Here is a 24,458-nt window from a genome sequence, read left to right on the forward strand (position 1 = left end):
CGCTGGCGGCAGGAACTATCAGCCCCCGGTGCTGACCATGTCCGCGTGGCAGGGCAGCCGCAGGCCATCGTTCAGATGCAGCGCGCGCGCGGTCAGCACGGCGCGCACGGTGGCGCGGGCCACGGCCTCGGCGGCCATGGTGGCCAGCACCAGCATGCCGGGGTGCTGCTCCCGCACGCCGGTGGCCAGGGTGAACAGTGTGTCGCCGTCGCTCATGGTGTGCACGGGGTTGATGGCGCGCGCCAGGCCGTCATGCCCGGCCACGGCCAGGCGCTGGGCCTGCACCTTGGACAGCCGCGCATCGGTGGCGATCACGCCTATGGTGGTGTTGCTGCCGGCCAGCAGCGGGTGGGGTGGTGCGCCGGCGAGCAGGGCGCGGCGGGTGTCGCGCAGCGCTTGTCCGTCGGCCGTGCGTGCGCCTGCCAGGGGCAGGCCGGTGGCGGGATCGACCACGTCGCCCACGGCGTTGCAGGCGATCAGCGCGCCCACCGTCACGCCGGCCACGGTGACCGACGCCGTGCCCAGCCCGCCCTTCATGGCGTGCTGCATGCCGAACATCTTGCCGACCACGGCGCCGCTGCCCGCGCCCACGTTGCCTTCTTCGGGCGCCTGGCGTGAGGCGGCGGCGCAGGCGGCGTAGCCGGCCGCCGCGTCGGGGCGGATCTTCATGTCGCCCACATGCAGATCGAACAGCACGGCGGCCGGCACCAGGGGCAGGCGGCCCACGCCCACGTCCAGGCCCACGCCTTGCTCCTCCAGCCAGCGCACGGCGCCCGTGGCGGCGTCCAGCCCCCAGGCGCTGCCGCCGGCCAGCAGCACGGCGTGCACCTTGTCCACCAGATTGCCGGGGGCCAGCAGATCGGTCTCGCGCGTGCCAGGTGCGGCGCCGCGCACATCCACGCCGGCCACGGCGCCTGCGCGCGCCATGACCACGGTGCAGCCCGTGGGGCGGCGACTGTCGCTGTGGTGGCCTACCTCTATGCCGGCAACATGGGTGATGGCGCCGTGGTCGGATGGATCATGCATGGCTGGGCATCGGGCAGAGAAAACACCACGATAGCCCATCCGGCGGGCCGCTACCCGTTACCGGTAGCTGGTGAACACGCTGGTGGAGACATCCTTGTTCATCAGGTTCTTGGTCACCAGCAGCACGTCGTAGGCGTCCTTGCGGCCCTTGTACTCGGGGCCGTCCATGCCGGGGCTGCCCACGGGCATGCCGGGCACCGTCAGGCCCAGGGCCTTGGGCTTTTCCTTGAGCAGCTTGTGCACGTCGGCGGCGGGCACATGGCCTTCGAGCAGGTAGCCGCCGACCAGGGCCGTGTGGCATGAGCCCAGGCGCTGGGGCAGGCCCAGCTTGGCGCGCACGGCGGCGTTGCCGGTTTCGTGCACGGTGACCTTGAAGCCGTTGGCCTGCATGTGATCGATCCAGTCCTGGCAGCAGCCGCAGCTGGGGTCTTTCCAGACCTCGACGGCGTTGGCGTTGCTGGTGGCCCAGGCGGGCAGGGCGGCGCAGGCGCTGGCGGCGGCGATGGCCGTGAGCCATTGGCGGCGGGTGGTGTTGTGCATGCTGTGTTCTCCGGGCAGGTTGCGATTAGGGCGTGACGGTGAAGCTGCCGCGCATGCCGGCCTCGAAATGGCCGGCGACCAGGCAGGCAAAGTCGAAGCTGCCGGTGCGGTTGAAGTTCCACACCAGATCGTCCTTGCGGCCGGGCTTGACATGGGCCATGTGGGCCTCGCCATGCTCCATGTCCGGGTGCTGGCGCATCATGGCCGCATGCTCGTCCAGGCTGGCCTGCGTGCCCAGCACCACCTCATGCAGCACCTGGCCCTTGTTCTCGACGCGCAGGCGCACGGTCTCGCCTTGCTTGACGCTGAAGTGCGACGGTGTGAAGCGCATGTCGTCCGTCATGCGCAGGGTGATGGTGCGCGTGGCCTTGCCGGCCTGGCCGGCAATGCCCCAGGCCTGCTGCTGCGGCGCGGCGGCCGCGTGGCCGTGGTCGCCGTGGTGGCTGGTGGGTTCATGAGAAAAACTAGCCGTAGCGCTTACCAGTAGGGCGAAAGGAGCTATGAATTGAATAGCTTTCATATGGATTCATTGTTGTTTGAGAGGGATGCATGGGCGCATGCGCCATGCCGCGCACCCGCCAAGGAGGGCGGATACGGCTGTCGGCGGACGCACTTCGGGCGTCGGGTCTCAGAAAATGGGTGGCTTGATGGCCTGAGCAGCCAGGGCACTGGTAAACCGCGTGCCAGGAGGTGCTTGCGGGCTGTGCTGCGCGCCCGTGCCGGGCACTGCCATCCAGGGGGAAACAGCCAGCGTTGAATGGCAGACGCCGCAGGCGCCGCAGCCGCCCTGGTGCGCCATATGGCTGTCGCTGGCGTGGTCGCAGCAGTCTTGCGCCATGGCGACGGCATGGTGCGCGTCGGCGTCCATGGCGTGCGCCATCTGCGCCATCTGCGGCGTGGGCTGCACCGGCGCCTGGCCCAGCGCCATGGCGTCGCCCAGCAGGCCGCGCATCAGCAGCAGCATGACCAGGGCAAGGGAGAGAACGCGGCGCATGGGCTGAATGATAGCGGGGCGGGGCAACAAGTTCCTCAGGCCGCCATGTAGCGCCCGGGCCGGTGGTTGATGGCCAGCACCTGGTTCAGCGCCACGGCGCCGATGACGGACCACAGCACGCGCATGGGCTCCACGGTGACCAGGGCGGCGGCGACGATGCAGAAGTCGGCCGCCATCTGCACTGCGCCTGCGCGCCAGCCAAAGCGGCCCTGCAGATACAGCGCCAGAATGCCTATGCCGCCCAGGCTGCAGTGGTGGCGAAACAGCACCAGAAAGCCCATGCCCATGCACAGCCCGCCCACCAGCGCGGCATAAAGCGGCTGGATGCTGCCGACCTGCATCAGCAGCGGCTGCACCTCGGTCAGCACGGCCAACAGGGCCACGCCGGCAAAGGTCTTGACCGTGAAGCCCAGCCCCAGCTTGCGCAGCGCCAGCCAGTAAAAGGGCAGGTTGAGTACAAAGAACAGCTTGCCAAAGCCTATGCCGGTGGCGTAGTGCAGCACAAAGGCCAGGCCGGTGATGCCGCCGGTGAGCAAGCCGGCGCTGCCCACCAGCGCCACGCCCACCGAGACCATGGCCACGCCGGTGACGATGGCCACCAGGTCTTCAACGCGGGTGTGGGGAGCGGGGGCCGGGGTGGTGATGGTGGCGGACATGGGGCGCCATTTTCCTTGCTCGGCATGCCCTTTCGACGGACATGGGCCGCCGGGTGGGTCGGCTTTTACGCCGGGTCTTGCGGTACATCACCTCCGACGGCCTGCATGGCTTCACTGATGCAGCTGCGCAGCGCGGCGCTGGGCACCATGGGGTGCAGCGCGGGCACGATGGCGCGGCCGTTGTTGCCGTAGGGCATGCGCCGCACCATGTGGCCCACCGGGGCCATGCACAGGTGGCCCAGCTGCCCGGTCAGCTCCTGCCGGTCACCCAGCTCCTGGGCAAAGCGCAGCATCTGCCAGTGCGCGCGCAGGTGCAGGGCCAGGCGGTTCTGGCCCAGCACATGGGCGGCCTCCAGGTAGCGCCAGCGCTGGGCGGCGCTCTGGCCGGCGCTGGCGGCAAATTGCTGCAGCAGAAAGTCGAAGGCGGCGCGTTGGCGGGTCTGGCTCATGGTCGTGGCTGGTCGGAAGTGGCGGGCAGGGCGTGGCGCAGACGCAGGCCGTTGGCCACCACCAGCAGGCTTACGCCCATGTCGGCCAGCACGGCCAGCCACATGGTGGCCAGGCCCAGCAGCGCGAGCATAAAGAAAACCGCCTTCACGCCCAGCGCCAGGGATATGTTCTGCCACAGCACGCGGTGCGTTTTCTGCGCTAGGCGCAGGGTGTCGGGTATGCGGCGCAGGTCGTCGTGCATCAGCACCACGCCCGCCGTCTCCATGGCCATGGCCGTGCTGTGCGCGCCGCCCATGGCAAAGCCCAGGTCGGCGCGCGCCAGGGCCGGCGCGTCGTTGATGCCGTCGCCCGTCATGGCCGTGGGGCCGTGGCGGTGCTGCAGCTCGGCCAGGGCGGCCAGCTTGTCCTCGGGCAGCAGGCCGCCGCGCGCGTCCTCGGCGCTGATGCCGGCCTCCAGCGCAATCGCCTGCACGGTGGCCGGGTTGTCGCCGCTCAGCACCATGGGCTTTACGCCCAGGGCGCGCAACTGGTCTATGGCCTCGGGCACATGGGCGCGCAGCGGGTCGGCCACGGCAAACCAGGCGCGCACGGCGCGCTCATCGGCCAGCAGGGTGACGCTGCGGCCCTGGCGTTCGTGCTCCTCCAGCGTGGCCAGCAGGGCCGCGTCGGCCAGGCCCTGCTCGCGCATCAGGCGCAGGTTGCCGAGCTGCCAGCGCTGGCCGTCGATGTCGGCCTGCACGCCGCGGCCGGGCAGGGCCTGTAGCTGGGTCACGCCGTTGTGCGCCACGGCCGGCAGGCCCGTGGCGATGGCGCGCGAGACCGGGTGCTCAGAGCGGCTGGCCAGCTGCCAGGCGATGGCCGCGGCCTGGGCGCCGTCAAAACCCGCCAGCGCCTGCCACTGCACCAGCGCCGGGTTGCCGGTGGTCAGCGTGCCGGTCTTGTCCAGCGCCACCGCGCGCAGGCCGCGCGCCGCCTCCAGCGCGTTGCCGCCCTTGATCAGAATGCCGCGGCGCGCCGCCGCGGTGAGGGCGCTGACCACCGTCACCGGCGTGGAGATGACCAGCGCGCAGGGGCAGGCGATCACCAGCAGCGCCAGCGCCTGGTAGGCGGCCTGCTGCCAGCTCCAGCCCATGAACTGCGGCGCCGCCAGCGCCAGCAGCACCGCCAGCACGAAGACGATGGGGGTGTAGACGGCGGCAAAGCGATCCACGAAGCGCTGCGCCGGCGCCTTGCTGGCCTGGGCCTGCTCGACGGCACGCACGATGCGCGCCAGCAGCGTGTCGGCCGGCGCGGCGCTGACGCGCATCAGCAGCTCGCCATGCTGGTTCACGCTGCCGGCGTACAGCTCGTCGCCGGGGCCCTTGTCGGCCAGCTGGCTCTCGCCGGTGATGGGGGCCTGGTTCACGGCGCTGTTGCCCTGCGTGACCTGGCCGTCCAGCGGCACATGGGCGCCGGGGGCGATGCGCAGCGTGGCGCCCAGCGGCACCTGGGCCACGGGCAGGCGCTGCAGGCTGCCGTCGGCCTGCAGCACATCGGCCGTGGCCGGGGCGAGCTTGAGCAGGTCGCGGATGGCGTTGCGCGCCCTGTCCATAGCGCCATGCTCCAGACGCTCGGCGGCCACGTACAGGGCCATGACCATGGCCGCCTCGGGCCACTGGCCGATCAGCACGGCGCCGGTCACGGCCACGGTCATCAGCGCGTTGATGCCCAGGCGCAGCCGCGCCAGGTCCTTGAGCCCGGCGCGGTACACGCCCAGGCCGGACAGGGCGATGGCCGCTACGGCCAGGGCCATGCCGGGGCATGTCCACTGCAGCCAGTGGGCGGCTTCGGCGCCCAGGGCCAACACCAGCGCGGCGGCAATGCGCGGCCAGGGCGGCAGCGTGCCGTGGTCATGGTCGTCGTCGGTGGCGCAGCTGCTGCAGGCGCTGCAGGCGGTGTTGGCGGCGCCGTGTTCATGCGTGTGCGGCCTGTCATGCGCATGGCCATGGTCATGGCCAAGAGGGCTGGTGCTATGGTTCATGCGATGATTGGAAACCTTCAAGCCACTTCAAGGTCAAGCATGCCGCAGCAAAGCCCGCAGCACCGCATAGGCGACGCCGCCCGGCTGTCGGGCGTGTCCGCCGCGAATATCCGCTATTACGAGAAGGAAGGCCTGCTGCGCCCAGGTGTGCGGGGCGACAACAGCTATCGTTTTTATAGTTCGGCAGACCTGCACCGGCTGCGCTTCATACGCCTGTGCCGGGCCATGGACATGTCGCTCGATGAGGTGCGCCGCCTGCTGGCCATAGACGCCGCCAGCGACCAGGCCGACCACCAGGCCTGTGCCACGCTGGACGAGCACCTGGCTCATGTGCGCCAGCGCCTGGCCGAGCTGCGGGTGCTGGAAAAGGAGCTGCGCGGCCTGCGTGGCCGCTGCGATGGCCAGGCCGGCCATTGCCAGGTGATAGAAGCCCTGCACGAGCGTGCCGAGGCGCAGGACCTGCCGCCGCAACCCAGCGCTTCGGCGCTGCGCCATGTTTGACGCCAGCCTGGACCGCCTGTGGCGCGGCGCGCAGCGCTGGGCGCTGGGCTGGTGGCGCATCATCGACCTGGGCGCCGTGGTGCTGGTGCTGCTGCTGTCGCCGTCCAGCTATGGCCGCAGCGCGCGCGATCGCCTGGCGCGGCAGATCTACACCGACACGCTGCCCATACTGCCGGGCTTTACCGCCCTGGCGGCGCTGCTCAGCCTGGTCATCACCCATATCGTCGTCGTCACCGCGCTGAGCTACGGCCTGACGCGCTATGCGCTGGAGATGGTGATACGCGTGCTGGTGCTGGAGCTGATACCGCTCACCGCGGCGCTGTTCGTCGCCATGCGCACCACCATTCCCAGCGGCGCGCAGCTGGCGCGGCTGCGCCAGGCGGGGGTGCTGCAGGCCTGGCGCGCACGCGGCGCCGACCCGCTGCGTGTCGAGTTGCTGCCGCGCGTGCTCGCCGGCGCCTATGCCAGCGTGACGCTGGCGGCGCTGTCCTGCGTGGTGGCGCTGGTCATGGCTTATCTGGGCGTGTACGGCCTGACCACGGCAGGATTGAGCGCGTACACGCGCATGTTCGGCCAGGTCTTCACGCCCTCGATCACGCTGGTGTTCACGCTCAAGACCCTGCTGTTCAGCCTGGCCGTGGCGCTGATCCCCATGGCCGGCGGCCTGCACCCACCACCGCCCGGCGCCCTGCTGGGCCAGGACGGCGCCGCACCGGCCAGCCTGGCGCGCCTGTTTGCCGTGCTGCTGCTCATTGAGGCGCTGTCGCTGATGGGTAATTACTACTGAATCACGAATGAGCCATGCCTGAAACCCTGCCACCTCCACCCCCCGAGGAGCTGCTGCGCCCCGTGGCGCATCTGCGCCTGAAGGCCGCGGCCCTGCTGCTGCTCACGCTGGCGCTGATCGCCGGCTCGGTGCTGTACCTGCTGTATGCGCGCGGCGCCTTCGAGCCCACCCAGCGCCTGGTGCTGATTGCCGACGACTCCGAGGGCGTGTCCGTGGGCATGGACATGACGTTCTCGGGCTTTCCCATAGGCCGCGTGCGCCGCATCGAGCTGGCGGGCGACGGCAATGTGCGCATCGCCGTGGACGTGGCCAGTCGCGACGCCCACTGGCTGCGCGAATCCAGCGTGTTCACCCTGGTGCGCGGCCTGGTGGGCGGCACGACCATCAAGGCCTACAGCGGCGTGCTGACCGACCCGCCGCTGGCCGCTGGCGCCGCGCGCCCGGTGCTGCGCGGCGACGCCACGGCCGAGATCCCGCAGCTCATGGCCACGGCGCGCCAGCTGCTCGACAACCTGCAGCAGCTCAGCGCCCCGGATTCGGCTTTGAACGACACCCTGGCCCAGGTGCGCCAGCTCACGCAGCGGCTGAACGCGCCGGGCGGCGCGCTGGGCGTGCTCATGGGCAACGAGCAGGATGCGCGCAAGGTGCTACAGACGCTGGACCGCACCCAGCAGCTGCTGGCGCGCATGGACGCCGTGGTGGCCCGGGCCGACCGCCAGGTGTTTGGCGCCGCCGGCCAGCCCGGCCTGGTGGCCGAGCTGCGCGCCACTGTGGCGCAGGCAAGCGGCCTGCTGCAGGACACGCGCCAGAGCCTGACGCGCGTGGACGCGGTGCTGGCCGAGGCCCAGGCCGTGGGCGCCAACGCGCGCGAGGCCAGCGCCGACCTGGGCGCGCTGCGCGCCGAGGTCGAGGCCAACCTGCGCAAGCTGGAGGGCCTGATCAATGACATCAACCGCAAATGGCCTTTTGCGCGCGACCAGGAGCTGAGGCTGCCATGAAACAACACCCCCCTGAGTCGCTCCGCGCCTCCGTGCAGCCGCCAGAGGCGGCAGCTCTTCAGGGCCGTGCAAGCCTGCGCAGGCAGGCTTGGAGCCGCGGCCTTCAGCCCCCGCTCTCGGCTTCGCCGGGCAGGAGGACGCAGCCAGCGCGGCGGGGCGGCCCTTGCGCGGCTGCCCGCGCATGGAGCGCGCCAGTCTCATGCAGGGTTTTTCTGGCCGTCCTGCTGGCGGCGTTATTGGCCGCCTGCGGCAACCAGCCGCCCGTGCCCGACTGGCAGCAGAACGCCCGTGGCGCGGCCGAGCGCGCCAGCGCCGCCTACCTGGCGGGCAATGACCGCGTGGCTGCTCAAGAGTGGCAGCGCGCCCGCGCCGAGCTGGCGCGCACCGGCCGCCCCGATGCGCTGGCCCAGCTGGAGCTGCTGCGCTGCGCCGCCCAGGCGACCAGCCTGGTGGCGGCGCCCTGCAGCGCCTTTGACGCGCTGCGCGCCGACGCGACGGCTGCGCAGCTGGCCTATGCCGACTACCTGGCTGGCCGCGCCACGCCTCAGCAGGCGGCGCTGCTACCGGCCGCCCAGCGCGCGGCGGCAACCAGCGCGCAGGCCGTTGCCGGCATCGAAGACCCACTATCGCGCCTGGTGGCCGCCGGCGCTGCGCTGCGCGCCGGCCGCGCCACCGAGGCCACGGCGGATCTGGCAATCAGCACCGCGTCGCAGCAGGGCTGGCGCCGGCCACTGCTGGCCTGGCTGCTGCTGCGCGTGGCCCAGGCCCAGGCGGCGGGCGATACGGTGCTGGCGGCCGCCTTGCAGCGGCGCATTGCGCTGATCGAGAGCGGCGGCGCGCCCGCCGCTCAGGCGCCAAAGAACTGATTCAGGCGCTGGCCTGGCAGCGCGTCGGCAAAGCCGTCAAAGCGGCCTTCATTGGCCAGCAGGCGCGCGGCGCGGTCAAAGCCGCCCCAGGCGGCGCGCGCCAGACCGCCGCCCACGCTGACGCGGCGCACGCCCAGGGCCGCCAGGTCGGCCATGGTCAGCGTGCCGGCCGAGCCCACCAGCACGTTCACCGGCTTGGGCGCTACCGCGGCCACCACGGCGGCGATCTGCTCGTGCGTGTGGATGCCGGGGGCGTACAGGCAGTCGGCGCCGGCCTCGGCGTAGGCACGCAGGCGGCCAATGGCGTCGTCCAGATCCGGGCGGCCGACGAAGAAGTTCTCGGCCCGGCCGACGAGCAGCACATCCTGGCCGCTGGCGTCTATGGCGGCGCGTGCGGCGCGCACGCGCTGCACCGCCTCGTCCAGCGGCAGCAGTGGCGCATCGGGCCGGCCGGTGGAGTCTTCGATGGACAGGCCGGCCACGCCCGTGTCCACGGCCAGCGCCACGTTGCGCGCCACGCCCGCCGCATCGTCGGCAAAGCCATGCTCGAAGTCGGCGTTGACGGGCAGATCGGTTGCCGCCACCAGGCTGCGCAGGTAGTCCAGCACGGCCGGCAGCGGCATGCCGCCGTCGGCATGGCCTTGCGACCAGGCATGGCCCGAGCTGGTGCTGGCCAGCGCCTGAAAGCCCAGGCCGGCGAGCCAGCGCGCCGAGGCCGCGTCCCAGGGATTCGGGATGGCAAAGCAGCCCGCTGCATGCAGCTGGCGGAAGGTGGCGCGCCGGGCGCGGATCTGGTTGCTGTCGGGGTGCATGCTGTTTCCTTATGGGTGCAGGGACTGCGCCAGTCGCGATGCGGTCAGGGCCTGTGGCGCGCGCCAGTCATCGGCCACGGCGCCATGCTGCCAGCAGGCCTGGGTGGCGGCGTCAAAGGCTGCCGCGGCGCTGGCGGCCGGGCCCGCGGCCAGGCGTGCGCCCACCAGGCCGGCGAGCACGTCGCCCGTGCCGCCGGTGGCCAGCAGCGCATTGCCCGTGGGGTTGATGTGCGGCAGCTGGCCCGGTGCGGCAATGATGCTGCCCGAGCCCTTGAGCAGCACCGTGCACTGGTAGCGATCGGCGAGTGCCTGGGCGGCGGCCAGGCGGTCGGCCTGCACGGCGGCGGCGCTGGTGGCCAGCAGGCGCGCGGCCTCCAGCGGATGCGGGGTGAGCACCGTGGCGCAGTCGGCATGGCGGCCACGTTCGCTCAGCAGGCGCTGCAGCTCTGCGTCGGCAGCTATGGCATTCAGAGCGTCCGCATCCAGCACCAGGCGCTGCGCCTGTTGCAGCACGGCGGGCAGCCGGGCGGCCACGGCAGCGCCGCCGCCGCAACCGCAGACCACGGCGCCCTGTTCCAGGCGCAGGGCCTCCACGCGGCGCAGCATCAGCTCCGGCAGCTCGGGCAGGGCGCTGCTGGCGCCGTCATCGAGCAGTGCCAGCAGCACGCGCCCCGCGCCCGCGTGCAGCGCGGCGCTGGCGGCCAGCAGGGCGGCACCGGTCATGCCCAGGCCGCGCGCGCCCAGGCCTTCGCCACCGATCACCGCCACGTCGCCATGGCTGCCCTTGTGGCTGGCATGGGGGCGCGCGGCAGCGGTCGGCGGGCCGGCCAGCCGGGCGCTGGCGGGGCTGGCATGCGCATCCACGTCCAGATCGTCCAGCCACACCTGGCCCGCGGCATCACGCCCATGGGCGGTGAACAGGCCGGGCTTGAGCGTGAGCAGGCTCAGCGTATGGCGCGCGCTGCGCGCCGGGCCGGCCAGGGCCTCGAAGCCGGGGGCGTACTGGCCGCTGTCGGCGATCAGGCCCGAGGGCAGATCCACGCACAGCGTCGGCGCGGCGCCGGCCTGCATCCGGGCCAGCCACTGCGGCAGACGCGGATCGGGCGCGTGGGCGCGGGCCTGTGCCGAAAGGCCTATGCCCAGCAGCGCGTCCACGCACAGGTCCTGCGCGCCCAGCTCTGGCGGCTCGCCGGCAAAGTGCACGCCGGCGTCCAGCGCGCGTTGCCAGGACTGGCGCGCGTCGGCGGGCAACGCGGCCGGTGTGCCCAGCCAGGTGACGACGACCGGATGGCCGGCGCGGTGCAGCAGCATGGCTGCCTCCAGCCCGTCGCCGCCGTTGTTGCCGCCGCCGCAGGCGATCCAGATGCGGCGCGCATGTGGCGCCAGGGCCAGCGCCAGGCGCGCCGTGGCGCGGCCGGCGCGCTGCATCAGGGTGTGCTCGGGCAGGGCCGCGGCCGCGGCGGCCTCGATGCGGCGCGTGGCCGCGGTGTCATGGAGGGCGTGGGGCTGGTGGGCGGTGATGCGCTGCATGCAGGCATTGTGGCGCCGGCCGGCCGGCATCAAAAGCGGGTCAGGGCAAAGGGTTGCAGATCGACGGCCGGCGCGCGAGCGGCCACGGCATCGGCCAGCGCGCGGGCGCTGCCGCAGGCCTGGGCCCAGCCGCAGGCGCCGTGGCCGGTGTTCAGCCACAGGCCGGCCACGCCGCTGGCGCCCAGCACCGGCGCGCCGTCGGGCAGCATGGGGCGGGCGCCGCGCCAGACCTGCACCTGGGGCGAGGAGGTCAGCGCCCCGCCCGGGAACCAGCCCGACAGCGCCAGGTACAGGGTCTGCAGCGTGGGCGCGTGGTGGGCGCCGCCGCCATGGCCGATCTCGGCGCCGCCCGAGACGCGCACGCGCTGGCCCTGGCGCGTGATGATCAGGCGGTGCAGCGGGTCGATCACGGCGCCCTGCGGCGCGTGCGTGTCCTCGCGCAGCGGTGCGCTGATGGTGTAGCCGTACAGCGCCCGCAGCGGCAGGCGCGGCCCCAGCGGGCGCAGCAGGGCGGCGCTGGCCAGGCCCGCGCACAGCACCACGGCGTCGAAGCGCCGGGGGGCGCTCTCGCCGGTGATCTGCAGGCCCGTGGGGGCGTGGGTGAGGGCGCGCACGGCGCTGCCGAACATGAATTGCGCCCCCAGGTTCTGGGCCGCCTGGCGCAACACCAGGGCAAACAGCCGGCAGTTGCCGGCCTCGCCATCGGGCGCATGCAGGGCACCGGCCAGCGGGGTGTCGGCGGACAGGCCGGGCTCGATGAGGCGGGCGGTGTCGGCATCGATGTCCGTGATGGTGCTGCCCGCCTCGCGCAGCAGCTGCAGCGCCGGCTGCAGGCGCTGCAGGCATTCGGGCCGGCGCAGCAGCACCAGGGCGCCGCGGCTGGTTTCTATGTCCACCTCCAGTTGCTCGGCCAGGCTGCGGGTGCGCGCCAGGCTGTACCGGCCCAGCTGCTGCAGGGCCGACAGCAGGCCACCGGCCGCAGGGCTGCGGCCAGCCTGGGCCCAGCGCCACAGCCAGGCCAGGCCGGAGGGGCCGGCGCCGCGCACCAGGCGCAGCGTGGCCTCGCTGCCCCAGAGCTGGCGCAGGGTGCCAGCGCCCATGGCCGGTTGCGCCCAGGGCGTGAGCAGCGCCGGCGCCAGCAGCCCGGCGCTGGCAAAGCTGGCCTCCTCGGCGGCCGCGCCGCGCTGCTCGAAAACGGTGACCTCATGGCCGTCAGTGGCCAGTTCATAGGCTGTGGCCGCGCCGACGATGCCGGCGCCCACGATGGCAATTCGCATGAATATGGTTAAAAGTGCCTGTAGCGCTTGTGTGGTAAGCGCCAATAGCTATTGTTTTTGTAGTTCCTGCTCGATCAACAGGCCGATGTTCAGCACCGCGTCGTCGCGCAGCGCCGCGTGCCAGACCATCAGGCCCACGGGCAGCTCGCCCGCCTGGTGGCAGGGCAGCGACAGGGCGCAGCCGTCCAGCATGTTGACCACGCTGGTGTTGCGCAGCAGCAGGGCGTTGACGCGGAAGAACTCGGCGTCGCGCTCGCTGCCCGGCGCGACCGAGGCTATGGTGGGCGCGACGATGGGCACGGTGGGCGAGAGCAGGGCGTCGAAGCCCGCCACGGCCGCTTCCATGCGCGCTATCCAGGCGCGGCGTGCATGCTGCAGGTTGATGTAGTCGCAGGCGCTCATCGTGGCGCCGCGCTCGATGCGCGCCCGCACGCGCGGGTCATAGCTGGCGGCATGCTGCTGCAGCAGCGGGCGGTGCCAGGCATGGCTTTCGGCGGCCGAGAAGCCGCCGGTGGCGTTGACCTCGGCCAGCTCGCCAGTTTGCGGCAGGGCGATCTCGGTGATCTGCGCGCCGGCACGGCGCAGCTGGTCTAGGCTGCGCTCGAAGGCGGCCGCCACGGTGGCATCCAGGCTGTCCAGAAACAGGGTGGAAGGCACGGCCAAGCGCCAGGCCGGCAGCGGCGCCGGGCTGCGCGTGACGCGGCGCGCGGCCAGTATTTCATGCACTACGATGGCATCGCGCACGCTGCGCGTGATGGCGCAGGCGGTGTCCAGCGTGGTCGATAGCGGCACGGCGCCATCGGTGGGCACCAGGCGCGCCGTGTTCTTGAAGCCCACCACGCCATTGAGCGCCGCCGGGATGCGGATCGAGCCGCCCGTGTCCGAGCCCAGGCCGACAAAGGCCGCGCCCGCCGCCACCGACACCCCCGCGCCCGAGGACGAACCGCCCGGCACGCGCGCCGGGCCGGTCAATGCGCCAAAGCGCGCGTCATGGGCGGCCGGCGTGCCGAAATGCGGGTTCACGCCCACGCCGGAGAAGGCAAATTCCACCATCTGCGAGTGGCCCAGGATAGCGCCGCCGGAGCGGCGCAGCCGTGCCACGGCGCTGCAGTCGGCCGTGGCCGGCGCGGCGCCGGCCAGCACGCTGGAGCCGGCGGCCGTGGGCAACCCCTTTATGTCGAACAGATCCTTGACCGACACCGCCAGGCCGGCCAGCGGCAGCAGCTGCACGCCCGGCGCGGCGGCCGCGGCGCGCGCCTCATCCAGGCAGGTCTGGCGAAATACATGGGCGCAGGCGGGGCTGGCCGCGGCGGCAATGCAGCGCTCCAGCTCTGCGGCGGCGCTGGACTGCCCGGCAGCCAGCTGGCTGCGCATGGAGACAAGGTCGGTCAACATGAGGCTATGCTAGAATCCTTGGGTTTTGCTGAGTGCTGCCCGGCTTTGATCGGTGCCAGTCATGCGGCAAAACCAATCGCAAACCAGCCCTTTCAAGGTGTTGTGGCCTGCAAAAGTACATGTATGAAACACATGTTGCACGGCGCAATTATTGGGGCTGGATTTTAGACCCAACCTTCGGAGTACTTTCATGTCCGTCACCATGCGCGAAATGCTGGAAGCCGGTGTCCATTTTGGCCACCAGACCCGCTTCTGGAACCCCAAGATGGCCCCCTTCATCTTCGGTCATCGCAACAAGATTCACATCATCAACCTGGAAAAGTCGCTGCCGATGTTCCAGGAGGCGCAGAAGTTCGCCAAGCAGCTGGCCACCAACCGCGGCACCATCCTGATGGTGGGCACCAAGCGCCAGGCCCGTGAGCTGGTGGCCGAGCAGGCCCAGCGCGCCGGCGTGCCCTACGTTGACCAGCGCTGGCTGGGCGGCATGCTGACCAACTTCAAGACCGTCAAGACCTCGATCAAGCGCCTGAAGGACATGAAGGCCCAGCAGGAAGCCGGCCTGGAGTCCATGAGCAAGAAAGAGCAGCTGATGTTCGCCCGCGAGCTCGAGAAGCTGGAAAAGGACATCGGCGGCATTCAGGACATGAACGCCCTGCCCGACGCCATCTTTGTGATCGACGTGGGCTTCCACAAGATCGCCATCTCCGAGGCCAAGAAGCTGGGCATTCCGCTGATCGGCGTGGTGGACTCCAACCACAACCCCGAGGGCATCGACTACGTGATCCCGGGTAACGACGACTCGGCCAAGGCCGTGGCGCTGTACGCCCGTGGCATCGCCGATGCCATCCTGGAAGGCCGCGCCAACGCCGTGGATGAGGTGGTCAAGGCGGTTGCCGCCGAGGGCTCCGACGAATTCGTGGAAGTCCAGGACTCCGCCGCCTAAATACCGGGCCGCGCGATGCGTCGCAAAAGAAGCGGGGCCCCTGTGAGCCCCCTTTTTTTTAGCCCTTGTTCCACTTCTAAATCACCCGTGTCGGCGTTGCTTTGCCTTGACAGGCATGATTTGGAAACGGAATTAATCTTGTAACGAACCGAACTGAAACCTGGAGAAATACCGATGGCTGCTATTACCGCAAGCATGGTCGCAGAACTGCGCGCCAAGACCGACGCCCCGATGATGGAATGCAAGAAGGCTCTGACCGAGGCCGACGGCGACATGGCCAAGGCTGAGGAGCTGCTGCGCGTGAAGCTGGGCACCAAGGCCGGCAAGGCCGCCTCGCGTGTCACGGCCGAAGGCGTGGTGGCTGCCAGCATCAGCGGCAACCTGGGTGCGCTGATCGAAGTCAACAGCGAAACCGACTTCGTGTCCAAGAACGACAGCTTCATCGCCATGGCCAATGCCGCCGCCAAGCTGGTGGCCGAGCACAACCCTGCCAACATCGAGGCCCTGGGCCAACTGGCCTACGAACAAGACGGCTTCGGCCCGACGCTGGAAGACGTGCGCAAGGGCCTGATCGGCAAGATCGGCGAGAACATGTCCTTCCGCCGCTTCAAGCGCTTTGCCGGCAACAACCTGGCCCACTACCTGCACGGCTCGCGCATTGGCGTGGTGGTCGAGTTTGACGGCGACGCCGTGGCCGCCAAGGACGTGGCCATGCATGTGGCCGCCATGAAGCCCGTGGCCGTGACCAGTGCCGAGGTGCCTGCCGATCTGATCGAGAAGGAGCGCTCGGTCGCCGCCGCCAAGGCCGCCGAATCCGGCAAGCCCGCCGACATCGCCGCCAAGATGGTGGAAGGTTCGGTGCAGAAGTACCTCAAGGAAGTCTCGCTGGCCGACCAGGTCTTCGTGAAGGCCGCCGACGGCAAGCAGACCGTGGCCGCCATGCTCAAGGGCGCCAACACCACCGTCAAGGGCTTCACCATGTACGTGGTGGGCGAGGGCATCGAGAAGAAGACCGACGACTTCGCCGCCGAAGTGGCCGCGCAGGTCGCCGCAGCCAAGGGCGCCTGATCGCCCTTGCCCCCGTCACCACTTTCACCCAATCTCACGGAGAACCAGCCCATGACCAACGCCGCACCAGCCCACAAGCGCATCCTGCTCAAGTTGTCTGGCGAGGCGCTGATGGGCGACGACGCCTTCGGCATCAACCGCAACACCATCGTGCGCATGGTGCAGGAGGTGGTCGATGTCACGCGCCTGGGGGTGCAGGTGGCGGTGGTGATTGGCGGGGGCAACATCTTTCGCGGCGTTGCCGGCGGTGCCGAGGGCATGGACCGCGCCACGGCCGACTACATGGGCATGCTGGCCACGGTGATGAACTCCCTGGCCCTGGCGGACGCCATGAACAAGCAGGGCGTGACCGCGCGCGTGATGTCGGCCATCGACATCCAGCAGGTGGTCGAGCCCTATGTGCGCCCCAAGGCGCTGCAGTACCTGGAAGAGGGCAAGGTGGTGGTGTTTGCCGCCGGCACCGGCAACCCGTTCTTCACCACCGACACGGCGGCCGCGCTTCGAGGTGCCGAGATCGGCGCCGAGCTGGTGCTCAAGGCGACCAAGGTCGATGGCGTGTACACGGCCGACCCGATGAAGGATCCGACGGCCACGCGCTACGCCAAGCTGACCTTCGACGAGGCCATGGTGCGCAACCTGGGCATCATGGATGCGACGGCGTTCGCGCTGTGCCGCGACCAGAAGCTGCCGATCCGTGTGTTCTCCATCCTGAAGCCCGGCGCGCTCAAGCGCGTGGTGATGGGCGAGGACGAAGGCACCTTGGTGTACGCTTGAGCGTTTTTCCGCGCAGTACTGCCCGCTGAAGGATTTCACATGACGATTGCAGACATCAAGAAGACCCTGGACACGAAGATGGACCAGTCCATCACCGCGCTCAAGAACAACCTGTCCAAGGTGCGTACGGGCCGCGCCAATCCGCAGCTGCTCGATTCCATCCATGTCGAGTACTACGGCTCCATGGTGCCCCTGTCGCAGGTGGCCAACGTGGCCCTGCTGGACGCGCGCACCATCAGCGTGCAGCCCTGGGAAAAGAACATGGGCGCCAAGATCGAGAAGGCCATTCGCGAGAGTGACCTGGGCCTGAACCCGGCGTCGCTCGGTGACCTGATCCGCGTGCCCATGCCGCCCATGAGCGAGGAGCGCCGCAAGGAGATGACCAAGCTGGCGCGCAACGAGGGCGAGAACTCCAAGGTGGCCGTGCGCAACCTGCGCCGCGACGCCAACGAGGCCGTGAAGAAGCTGGTCAAGGACAAGCTCGCCTCTGAGGACGAGCAAAAGCGTGCCGAGGCCGACATCCAGAAGACCACCGACAAGCACATTGCAGAGATCGACTCCCTGGTCGCGGCCAAGGAGCAGGACATCCTGGCGATCTGATGGAAAAGGTTGGGCGTTGAGCGTTCAGCGTGCAGCGCCCGAAACCATGACGCACAACGCACAACGCACAACGCCTGACGGCAGCCACGGGCCGCAGCACATTGCCATCGTCATGGATGGCAATGGCCGCTGGGCCACCAAGCGCTTTCTGCCGCGCCTAGCTGGGCACCGCCAGGGCGTGGAGTCGCTGCGCCGCTGCGTGCGCGCCTGTGTGGCGCGTGGCGTGCGCGTGTTGACGGTGTTTGCGTTCTCTTCCGAAAACTGGAACCGCCCGCCTGACGAGGTCTCCGGCCTGATGGAGCTGATGGGCAAGGCGCTGGTGCGCGAGGTGCCGCAGCTCACCAAGGATGGCGTGCGCCTGCGCTTCGTCGGTGAGCGCGCCGGCCTGTCGGCGGGCATGCGCGCTGCGCTGGAGCAGGCCGAGGCGGCTACCGCGGCCAACGTGCGCATGACGCTCAACGTCTGCTTCAACTACGGCGGCCGCTGGGACATCGCCCAGGCCGCCGCCACGCTGGCCGCGCGCGGCGAGCCCATCACCGAGGCCAGCCTGCACGGCGCCATGGGCATGTCCCATGTGCCCGACCCCGACCTCTTGATCCGCACCGGCGGCGAAAAGCGCATCAGCAACTTTCTGCTGTGGCAGGCCGCCTATTCCGAGCTGTACTTCAGCGATCGCCTGTGGCCCGATTTTGACGAGGCCGCCCTGGACGCGGCGATTGCCGACTACGCCGCGCGCGAGCGCCGCTTTGGCCTGACCTCCGAGCAACTGCAGCCGGCGCAACCCGACCCGCTGCGCGCCTGAACGGCGCGGTGCGCCGCATTTTCATTTCGCGAAAGGGCTTGGATGCTCAAGCAACGTGTCATCACCGCCCTGGTTCTGCTGGCCATACTGCTGCCGGCGCTGTTCTATCCCTCGTTCGTGCCGTTTGCCGTGGTCACGCTGGTGATGATGGCCGCGGGCGCCTGGGAATGGGGCCGCCTGAATGGCCTGGGCCACGGTGCCAGCCTCGTGCTGGGCGCGCTGTGCCTGGCCCTGTGCTCGCTGAGCTGGGCGGCGGGCTGGCTGCAGCTTGCGCTGCCCTGGCTGTGGACGCTGGGCGGCGCCGCCTGGGTGCTGGGCGGTGCCTGGCTGCTGCGTGTGGGTGTGGACGGCTGGCCGCGCGTGCCGCGCGCCCTGCGCATCGTCGGTGGCGTGCTGGCACTGTGGTTGGCCTGGCTGGCCGTGGCCCAGGCACGCGTGGCAGGCATCAACTTTCTACTGTCGGTGTTGACCCTGGTCTGGGCCGCCGACATCTTTGCCTACTTTGCCGGCCGCGCCTTCGGACTGCGCTTCACCAAGGGCAAACTGGCGCCCAGCATCAGCCCGGGCAAGAGCTGGGAGGGTGTCTGGGGCGGCATGGCTGGTGTGCTGGCGCTGGCTCTGGCTTGGGTATGGGCTGACGCCCACTGGCAGACCGCCGTGCCCAGCCTGTACACCCACCTGGCGCGGCGCGGCTGGTGGCTGCTGCTGATCGGCGCGCTGTTCATGGCGGCGATGAGCGTGGTTGGCGACCTGGTGGAGTCGCTCATCAAGCGCAGCGCCGGTGTCAAGGACAGCAGCGGCCTGCTGCCCGGCCATGGCGGCGTGCTCGACCGCATCGATGCGCTTTTGCCCACGTTGCCACTGGCCATGATGCTTTCTCACTATTCCTGACGCATGAAGCAACGCCTGACCGTGCTCGGATCCACCGGATCCATAGGCACCAACACCCTGGACGTGGTGGCGCGCCACCCGGATCGCTACGAAGTCTTTGCCCTGAGCGCGGCCACGCAGGTGGATCTGATGCTGGCGCAATGCGCGCAATTTTGCCCGCGCTACGCCGTCATGGCCAGCGCCCCGCATGCCCGCCTGCTGGCCGAAAGGTTAAAGCAAAATGACCTGTCAACGCATGTGTTACAAGCGCCAGATGCTCTTGAAACAATAGCGTCACACGACCAGGTGGACGCCGTCATGGCCGCCATCGTCGGCGCCGCCGGCCTGGCGCCCTGTCTGGCGGCAGCGCGCGCCGGCAAACGCCTGCTGCTGGCCAACAAGGAGGCCCTCGTCGTCGGTGGCGCGGTCTTCATGGCGGCGGTGCGCCAGGGCGGCGCCACGCTGCTGCCCATAGACAGCGAGCATTCGGCCATCTTCCAGAGCCTGCCCGAAGACCCGGCCACCTGGGCGCGGCGCGTCGATCACATCCTGCTCACCGCATCGGGTGGGCCGTTTCGCACGCGCGACCCGGCCACGCTGCGCTCCGTGACGATAGAGGAGGCCTGCGCCCACCCCAACTTCTCTATGGGGCGCAAGATCACCATCGACTCGGCCACCATGATGAACAAGGCGCTGGAGGTGATAGAGGCGCGCTGGCTGTTCGACCTGGCGCCCGAGCACATCAAGGTGGTCATCCACCCGCAGCAGATCATCCATTCGATGGTGCAGTTCAAGGACGCTTCCATCATTGCCCAGCTGGGCACGCCCGACATGCGCGTGCCCATTGCCTGCGGCCTGGCCTGGCCTGAGCGCATCGCCAGCGGGGCTCCGCTGCTGGACTTCACGCAGCTGGCGGCGCTGACCTTCGAGGAGGCGGATGCGCGGCGCTTTCCCGGCCTGCACCTGTCCTGGCAGGCACTCGCTGCCGCGCCCGGCACTACGGCGGTGCTGAATGCGGCCAACGAGGTGGCGGTGGAGGCCTTTTTGCAGCAGCGCATACGCTTCGATCAGATCCATGCGCTGAATGTTGCAACTTTGGCGGCCGTCCAGCCCTCCAATCCGGATACGCTGCACGCCCTGTTGGCACTGGATGCCGAGACCCGCGCCGTGGCGCAGGAACTGGCGCAGCGACTCAATTAAGTGAGCTGCCAGCGCTTGATAAATAAGGGTTTCAAATCGTTTTGATGATGGAATCGTTGTTTATGAAGCGCCAGCAGCTATGTTTTTTTAAGGAAGCCCCAGCATGCTCACCATCGCCGCCTTTATCGTCGCACTGGGCGTACTGATAGCCGTGCACGAGTACGGCCACTACCGCGTGGCGGTTGCCTGCGGCGTGAAGGTGCTGCGCTTCTCGGTGGGCTTTGGCCGGCCGCTGCTGCGCTGGCAGCGCCAGGGCTCGCCGACAGAATTCGTCATCGGTGCGTTTCCGCTCGGCGGCTATGTGCGCATGCTCGACGAGCGCGAGGCACCCGTCGCCGCTGAAGATCGCCATCTGGCCTTCAACACCCAGCCACTGCGCGCGCGCGCGGCCATCGTCGCCGCCGGGCCGATGGCCAACCTGCTGCTGGCTGTGCTGCTGTATGCCACCGTCAACTGGAGTGGGGTGGACGAGCCCAAGGCCGTGCTGGCCAGCCCCGTGGCCGGCTCCATCGCGCAGCAGGCCGGCTTGCACGGGGGCGAGCTGGTGCTTGGCGCCGCCCTGGGCGAGGGTGACTTCGAGCCCGTGCGCTCGTTTGAGGATCTGCGCTGGACGCTCACCCGTGGCGCCCTCGATGGCGAGAGCGTGCGCCTGCAGTTCCAGCCACAGCGTGGCTCGGCCCAGCGTGAGCTGGTGCTGCCGCTGAACAAGCTGGAGGTGCGCGAGGCCGATGCGCACCTGTTTCGCAGGATTGGCATCGTCGGCCCCTGGACGCGCCCGGTGCTGGGCGAGCTGGTGGCCGGTGGCGCGGCCGAGCGCGCCGGCCTGCGCGCCGGTGACCTGGTGCTGCGCGTTGGCTCCGGCGATGTGGTTGACGGCAGCCAGCTGCGCGAGCTGATCCGCGCCAGCGGGCGCGGCGGCCAGCCGCAGGCACTGGCCTGGCGCGTCGAGCGCGATGGCCGGCAGCTGGATCTGTTGGTGCAAGCCGATGTGGTGCAGGAGGCCAGTGGCTCCGTGGGCCGCATAGGCGCCTATGTGGGCGCAGCGCCCGAGATGGTGAACGTGCGCTACGGCGCCGCCGAGGGCCTGTGGAAGGGCGCCGAGCGCACCTGGGAGGTGTCGGTGCTCACGCTGCGCATGCTGGGCCGCATGGTGATCGGCGAGGCTTCGGTCAAGAACCTCAGCGGGCCGCTGACCATTGCCGACTATGCGGGCCGCTCGGCCAGCATGGGGTTGACGCAATACCTGGCGTTTCTGGCCCTCATCAGCGTCAGCCTGGGGGTGCTGAACCTGCTGCCGCTGCCGGTCTTGGACGGTGGGCACCTGATGTATTATCTTTGGGAGGCTCTGACCGGGCGCAGCGTATCCGACGCCTGGATGGAACGGCTGCAGCGCGGGGGCGTCGCGGTGCTCCTGCTGATGATGTCCATTGCCCTGTTCAACGATCTCACCCGGCTATTTGGCTAACTTTTTGCCGCTGCTGCGCGGTAGCGGCGGCTTCAGCTTCACTCATGAGAAAACACATCAATCGCCTGGGCGTGCGCACCGCATCGGCCCTTGTGGCCATGGCCTTTGCCACCCAAGCCGCCTGGGCGCTGGCGCCCTTCAAGGTGCAGGACATCCGCGTCGAGGGCCTGCAACGCGTCGAGCCCGGCACCATCTTCGCGTCGCTGCCGCTGCGCGTGGGTGACGAGTACAACGACGAGAAGGGCGCCGCCGCGATCCGCGCGCTGTTTGCCCTGGGCCTGTTCAAGGACGTGCGCCTGGAGGCCACCGGCAATGTGCTGGTGGTGGTGGTCGAGGAGCGCCCGACGATCGCCGACGTCGAATTTGCCGGCACCAAGGAGTTCGACAAGGACACCCTGAAGAAGGCCATGCGCGACGTGGGCCTGACCGAAGGCCGCCCGTTCGACAAGGCCCTGGCGGACCGCGCCGAGCAGGAGCTCAAGCGCCAGTACATCAACAAGAGCCTGTATGGCGCCGAGGTCGTGACCACCGTCACGCCGATAGAGCGCAACCGTGTCAACCTGACCTTCACGGTGACCGAGGGCGAACCCGCCAAAATCAAGGACATCCGCATCGTCGGCAACCAGGCCTTCAGCGAATCCACGCTCAAGGGCCTGTTCGACCAGGACACGGGTGGCTGGATGAGCTGGTACACCAAGAGCAACCGCTACGCGCGCGCCAAGCTCAATGCGGATCTGGAGACGCTGCGCTCCTACTACCTGGCGCGCGGCTACCTGGAGTTCCGCATCGACTCCACGCAGGTAGCCATCTCCCCGGACAAGCAGGACATCTCCATCACCATCAACGTCACCGAGGGCCAGCGCTACGTCGTCTCGGGTGTGAAGCTGGAGGGCAGCTACCTTGATCGTGACGACGAGTTCAAGTCCCTGATCACCATCCGCCCCGGCGAGCCCTACAACGCCGACAAGGTGGCGGAAACCACCAAGGCCTTCACCGACCATTTTGGCAACTTCGGCTTTGCCTTCGCGCGCGTCGAGGCCGTGCCCGAGATCGACCGCGAGAACAACCGCGTGGCCCTGGTGCTGCGCGCCGAGCCCGCGCGCCGCGCCTATGTGCGCCGCATCCAGGTCAGCGGCAACAACCGCACGCGCGACGCCGTGGTGCGCCGTGAGTTCCGCCAGTACGAGGCCTCCTGGTACGACGGCGACAAGATCAAGCTGTCGCGCGACCGCGTCGACCGCCTGGGCTTCTTCACCGAGGTCAACGTCGAGACGCAGGAGGTGCCCGGGTCGCCCGACCAGGTGGACCTGGTCATCAACGTGGTCGAAAAGCCCACCGGCTCGCTGCAGCTGGGCGCGGGTTTTTCCAGCGCCGAGAAGGTCTCGCTGTCCTTCGGCATCAAGCAGGAAAACGTCTTTGGCTCGGGCAACTACCTGGGCGTGGATGTGAACACCAGCAAGTACCGCCGCACGCTGGTGTTCTCCACCACCGACCCGTATTTCACGCAGGACGGTATCTCGCGCACGCTGGATCTGTACTACCGCACGGCCAAGCCCTACCAGCACCAGGGCGGCGACTACGAACTGGTCACGGCCGGCGCCAGCGTGCGCTTTGGCGTGCCGTTCAGCGAGAACGACACCGTGTTTTTCGGTGGCGGCCTGGAGCAGACACAGATCAAGTCCGGCACCAACATCCCTGCCGCCTATCTGGCCTATGCACGCGAATTTGGCGACACCAGCTGGTCGCTGCCGCTGACCATCGGCTGGTCACGCGACAACCGCGACAGCGCGCTGGCGCCCAACTCCGGCCGTTACCAGCGCTTGAATACCGAGTGGGCCGTGGCCGGCGACGCGCGCTACATCCGCGGCAACTACCAGTACCAGCAATACATTCCGCTGAACAAGCAGTACACCTTTGCCTTCAATGGCGAGCTGGGCCTGGGCAAGGGCATGAATGGCCAGCCCTTCCCGGTGTTCAAGAACTTCTACTCGGGCGGTCTGGGTTCGGTGCGCGGCTTCGACCAGGGTACGCTGGGCCCGCGTGACGTGACCGGCGCCTCGCTGGGCGGCCCGAAGAAAGTCACGCTGAACGCCGAGCTGATTGCGCCGTTCCCCGGCGCCGGCAATGACCGCACGCTGCGCTGGTTTGCCTTCGTCGATGCCGGCAACGTCTACGGTGAAAATGACAACTGGGAGCTGAGCGAGCTGCGCGCTTCCGCGGGCCTGGGCCTGAGCTGGATTTCTCCGCTGGGCCCGCTGCGTTTGGCCTATGCGCAGCCGGTGCGCAAGTTTGCCGGCGATAGAATCCAGAAACTGCAATTCCAAATCGGAACGTCCTTCTAATGAAATCTCTTTCCCGCCATATTCCCCTGGTTTTTCTGCTGGGTTCCCTGGCCGCTGCCGTGCCTGCCCAGGCCCAGGAGTTCAAGGCCGGCTTCGTCAATACCGACCGTATCTTCCGCGAGGCCAACACCGCCAAGACGGCGCAGGCCAAGCTGGAGCAGGAGTTCTCCAAGCGCGAGAAAGAGCTCGTGGACATGGGCAATGCCCTGAAGAGCGCTACCGAGAAATTCGAGCGCGAGGCCCCCACCATGGCCGAGAGCCAGCGCGTGACGCGCCAGCGTCAGCTGGTCGATCAGGATCGTGACTTCCAGCGCAAGCGCCGCGAGTTCCAGGAAGACCTGGGCGCGCGCAAGAACGAAGAACTGGGCCAGGTGCTCGAGCGCGCCAACAAGGTCGTCAAGCAGTTGGCCGAGGCCGAGAAGTACGACGTCATCCTGCAGGAAGCGGTGTACATCAACCCCAAGCACGACATCACCGACAAGGTGATCAAGGCCATGAACGCTGCCGGCAACTCCGGCAAGTAAAGCGCGGGCGCACCAATA

The 24,458-nt window shown here is 69.2% G+C and carries 25 protein-coding genes; 14 read left to right on the forward strand and 11 right to left on the reverse strand.

The genetic code is table 11. The features are described from left to right. Positions 1–18 precede the first annotated feature (18 nt). The 7 genes from P4826_RS01445 to P4826_RS01475 form a co-directional block, all read right to left on the reverse strand. Positions 19–1,026, reverse strand: coding sequence for a P1 family peptidase (locus P4826_RS01445; protein WP_317702236.1), 1,008 nt, complete (start codon positions 1,024–1,026; stop codon positions 19–21). A gap of 57 nt (positions 1,027–1,083) precedes the next feature. Next, positions 1,084–1,566: a DUF411 domain-containing protein gene (locus P4826_RS01450; protein WP_317702237.1), complete on the reverse strand. Its 483-nt coding sequence runs from the start codon at positions 1,564–1,566 to the stop codon at positions 1,084–1,086. Positions 1,567–1,591: 25 nt separating this feature from the next. Then, on the reverse strand, positions 1,592–2,086 hold the full coding sequence (locus tag P4826_RS01455; RefSeq protein ID WP_317702238.1) for a cupredoxin domain-containing protein: 495 nt from the start codon (positions 2,084–2,086) through the stop codon (positions 1,592–1,594). A 108-nt stretch (positions 2,087–2,194) separates the two neighbouring features. Continuing rightward, positions 2,195–2,560 carry a hypothetical protein gene (locus tag P4826_RS01460; RefSeq protein ID WP_317702239.1) on the reverse strand — a complete coding sequence of 122 codons (366 nt, stop codon included), beginning with the start codon at positions 2,558–2,560 and terminating at the stop codon, positions 2,195–2,197. 35 nt (positions 2,561–2,595) lie between these two features. Continuing rightward, positions 2,596–3,216, reverse strand: a complete 621-nt coding sequence (locus P4826_RS01465; protein ID WP_317702240.1) for a YitT family protein — start codon at positions 3,214–3,216, stop codon at positions 2,596–2,598. Between the two features lie 65 nt (positions 3,217–3,281). After that, positions 3,282–3,665 carry a DUF3703 domain-containing protein gene (locus P4826_RS01470; RefSeq protein ID WP_317702241.1) on the reverse strand — a complete coding sequence of 128 codons (384 nt, stop codon included), beginning with the start codon at positions 3,663–3,665 and terminating at the stop codon, positions 3,282–3,284. Next, positions 3,662–5,686: a heavy metal translocating P-type ATPase gene (locus P4826_RS01475; protein WP_317702242.1), complete on the reverse strand. Its 2,025-nt coding sequence runs from the start codon at positions 5,684–5,686 to the stop codon at positions 3,662–3,664. Before P4826_RS01475 ends, P4826_RS01470 begins: the two co-directional genes overlap by 4 nt. Positions 5,687–5,725: 39 nt before the next feature. Here P4826_RS01475 and P4826_RS01480 point away from each other — a divergent pair, with 39 nt between their 5' ends. The 4 genes from P4826_RS01480 to P4826_RS01495 all read left to right on the forward strand — a co-directional run bounded on the left by P4826_RS01480 (position 5,726) and on the right by P4826_RS01495 (position 8,838). Next, on the forward strand, positions 5,726–6,187 hold the full coding sequence (locus P4826_RS01480; protein WP_317702243.1) for a MerR family transcriptional regulator: 462 nt from the start codon (positions 5,726–5,728) through the stop codon (positions 6,185–6,187). Continuing rightward, complete coding sequence (locus P4826_RS01485; protein WP_317702244.1) at positions 6,180–6,974, forward strand: MlaE family ABC transporter permease; 795 nt, start codon at positions 6,180–6,182, stop codon at positions 6,972–6,974. The genes P4826_RS01480 and P4826_RS01485 overlap by 8 nt, the downstream gene beginning before the upstream one ends. Positions 6,975–6,988: 14 nt before the next feature. Then, positions 6,989–7,972: an MlaD family protein gene (locus tag P4826_RS01490; protein ID WP_317702245.1), complete on the forward strand. Its 984-nt coding sequence runs from the start codon at positions 6,989–6,991 to the stop codon at positions 7,970–7,972. Positions 7,973–8,235: 263 nt separating this feature from the next. Next, complete coding sequence (locus tag P4826_RS01495; protein WP_317702246.1) at positions 8,236–8,838, forward strand: hypothetical protein; 603 nt, start codon at positions 8,236–8,238, stop codon at positions 8,836–8,838. Here the strand turns inward: P4826_RS01495 and P4826_RS01500 are convergent. The 4 genes from P4826_RS01500 to P4826_RS01515 are packed head-to-tail and all read right to left on the reverse strand — an operon-like array spanning position 8,820 to position 13,852. After that, positions 8,820–9,650, reverse strand: a complete 831-nt coding sequence (locus P4826_RS01500; RefSeq protein ID WP_317702247.1) for an isocitrate lyase/PEP mutase family protein — start codon at positions 9,648–9,650, stop codon at positions 8,820–8,822. The genes P4826_RS01495 and P4826_RS01500 overlap by 19 nt on opposite strands. Before the next feature lie 9 nt (positions 9,651–9,659). Next, on the reverse strand, positions 9,660–11,180 hold the full coding sequence (locus P4826_RS01505) for an NAD(P)H-hydrate dehydratase (RefSeq protein ID WP_317702248.1): 1,521 nt from the start codon (positions 11,178–11,180) through the stop codon (positions 9,660–9,662). A 29-nt stretch (positions 11,181–11,209) separates the two neighbouring features. After that, the gene (locus tag P4826_RS01510; protein ID WP_317702249.1) at positions 11,210–12,457 is read right to left on the reverse strand and encodes an FAD-dependent oxidoreductase; all 1,248 of its coding nucleotides are present in this window, start codon (positions 12,455–12,457) and stop codon (positions 11,210–11,212) included. A gap of 48 nt (positions 12,458–12,505) precedes the next feature. Beyond that, entirely contained in the window at positions 12,506–13,852 is a 1,347-nt protein-coding gene (locus P4826_RS01515) for an amidase (RefSeq protein ID WP_317702250.1), read from the reverse strand. Between the two features lie 190 nt (positions 13,853–14,042). On the opposite strand from P4826_RS01515, the gene rpsB reads away from it, so the two are divergent. From rpsB to P4826_RS01565, 10 genes are all read left to right on the forward strand, one after another. Continuing rightward, entirely contained in the window at positions 14,043–14,795 is a 753-nt protein-coding gene (rpsB, locus tag P4826_RS01520; RefSeq protein WP_317702251.1) for a 30S ribosomal protein S2, read from the forward strand. A 174-nt stretch (positions 14,796–14,969) separates the two neighbouring features. After that, positions 14,970–15,863: a translation elongation factor Ts gene (gene tsf / locus P4826_RS01525; RefSeq protein WP_317702252.1), complete on the forward strand. Its 894-nt coding sequence runs from the start codon at positions 14,970–14,972 to the stop codon at positions 15,861–15,863. A 51-nt stretch (positions 15,864–15,914) separates the two neighbouring features. Further along, positions 15,915–16,637, forward strand: a complete 723-nt coding sequence (gene pyrH / locus P4826_RS01530; RefSeq protein ID WP_317702253.1) for a UMP kinase — start codon at positions 15,915–15,917, stop codon at positions 16,635–16,637. A 39-nt stretch (positions 16,638–16,676) separates the two neighbouring features. Continuing rightward, positions 16,677–17,237, forward strand: a complete 561-nt coding sequence (gene frr, locus P4826_RS01535) for a ribosome recycling factor (RefSeq protein ID WP_317702254.1) — start codon at positions 16,677–16,679, stop codon at positions 17,235–17,237. A 46-nt stretch (positions 17,238–17,283) separates the two neighbouring features. Beyond that, the gene (gene uppS, locus P4826_RS01540) at positions 17,284–18,039 is read left to right on the forward strand and encodes a polyprenyl diphosphate synthase (RefSeq protein WP_317702255.1); all 756 of its coding nucleotides are present in this window, start codon (positions 17,284–17,286) and stop codon (positions 18,037–18,039) included. A gap of 42 nt (positions 18,040–18,081) precedes the next feature. Beyond that, on the forward strand, positions 18,082–18,930 hold the full coding sequence (locus tag P4826_RS01545; RefSeq protein ID WP_317702256.1) for a phosphatidate cytidylyltransferase: 849 nt from the start codon (positions 18,082–18,084) through the stop codon (positions 18,928–18,930). Between the two features lie 3 nt (positions 18,931–18,933). Further along, positions 18,934–20,109 (forward strand): 1-deoxy-D-xylulose-5-phosphate reductoisomerase, encoded by a 1,176-nt coding sequence (gene ispC, locus P4826_RS01550; protein ID WP_317702257.1) that lies wholly within the window; start codon positions 18,934–18,936, stop codon positions 20,107–20,109. A 103-nt stretch (positions 20,110–20,212) separates the two neighbouring features. After that, positions 20,213–21,574 (forward strand): RIP metalloprotease RseP, encoded by a 1,362-nt coding sequence (rseP, locus tag P4826_RS01555; protein WP_317702258.1) that lies wholly within the window; start codon positions 20,213–20,215, stop codon positions 21,572–21,574. A gap of 44 nt (positions 21,575–21,618) precedes the next feature. Then, positions 21,619–23,916 (forward strand): outer membrane protein assembly factor BamA, encoded by a 2,298-nt coding sequence (bamA, locus tag P4826_RS01560; protein ID WP_317702259.1) that lies wholly within the window; start codon positions 21,619–21,621, stop codon positions 23,914–23,916. Further along, positions 23,916–24,440, forward strand: a complete 525-nt coding sequence (locus tag P4826_RS01565) for an OmpH/Skp family outer membrane protein (RefSeq protein WP_317702260.1) — start codon at positions 23,916–23,918, stop codon at positions 24,438–24,440. Before bamA ends, P4826_RS01565 begins: the two co-directional genes overlap by 1 nt. The last annotated feature ends 18 nt before the right edge of the window (positions 24,441–24,458 follow it).

Source organism: Diaphorobacter limosus (assembly GCF_033100095.1).
GTDB lineage: Bacteria > Pseudomonadota > Gammaproteobacteria > Burkholderiales > Burkholderiaceae_C > Alicycliphilus > Alicycliphilus limosus.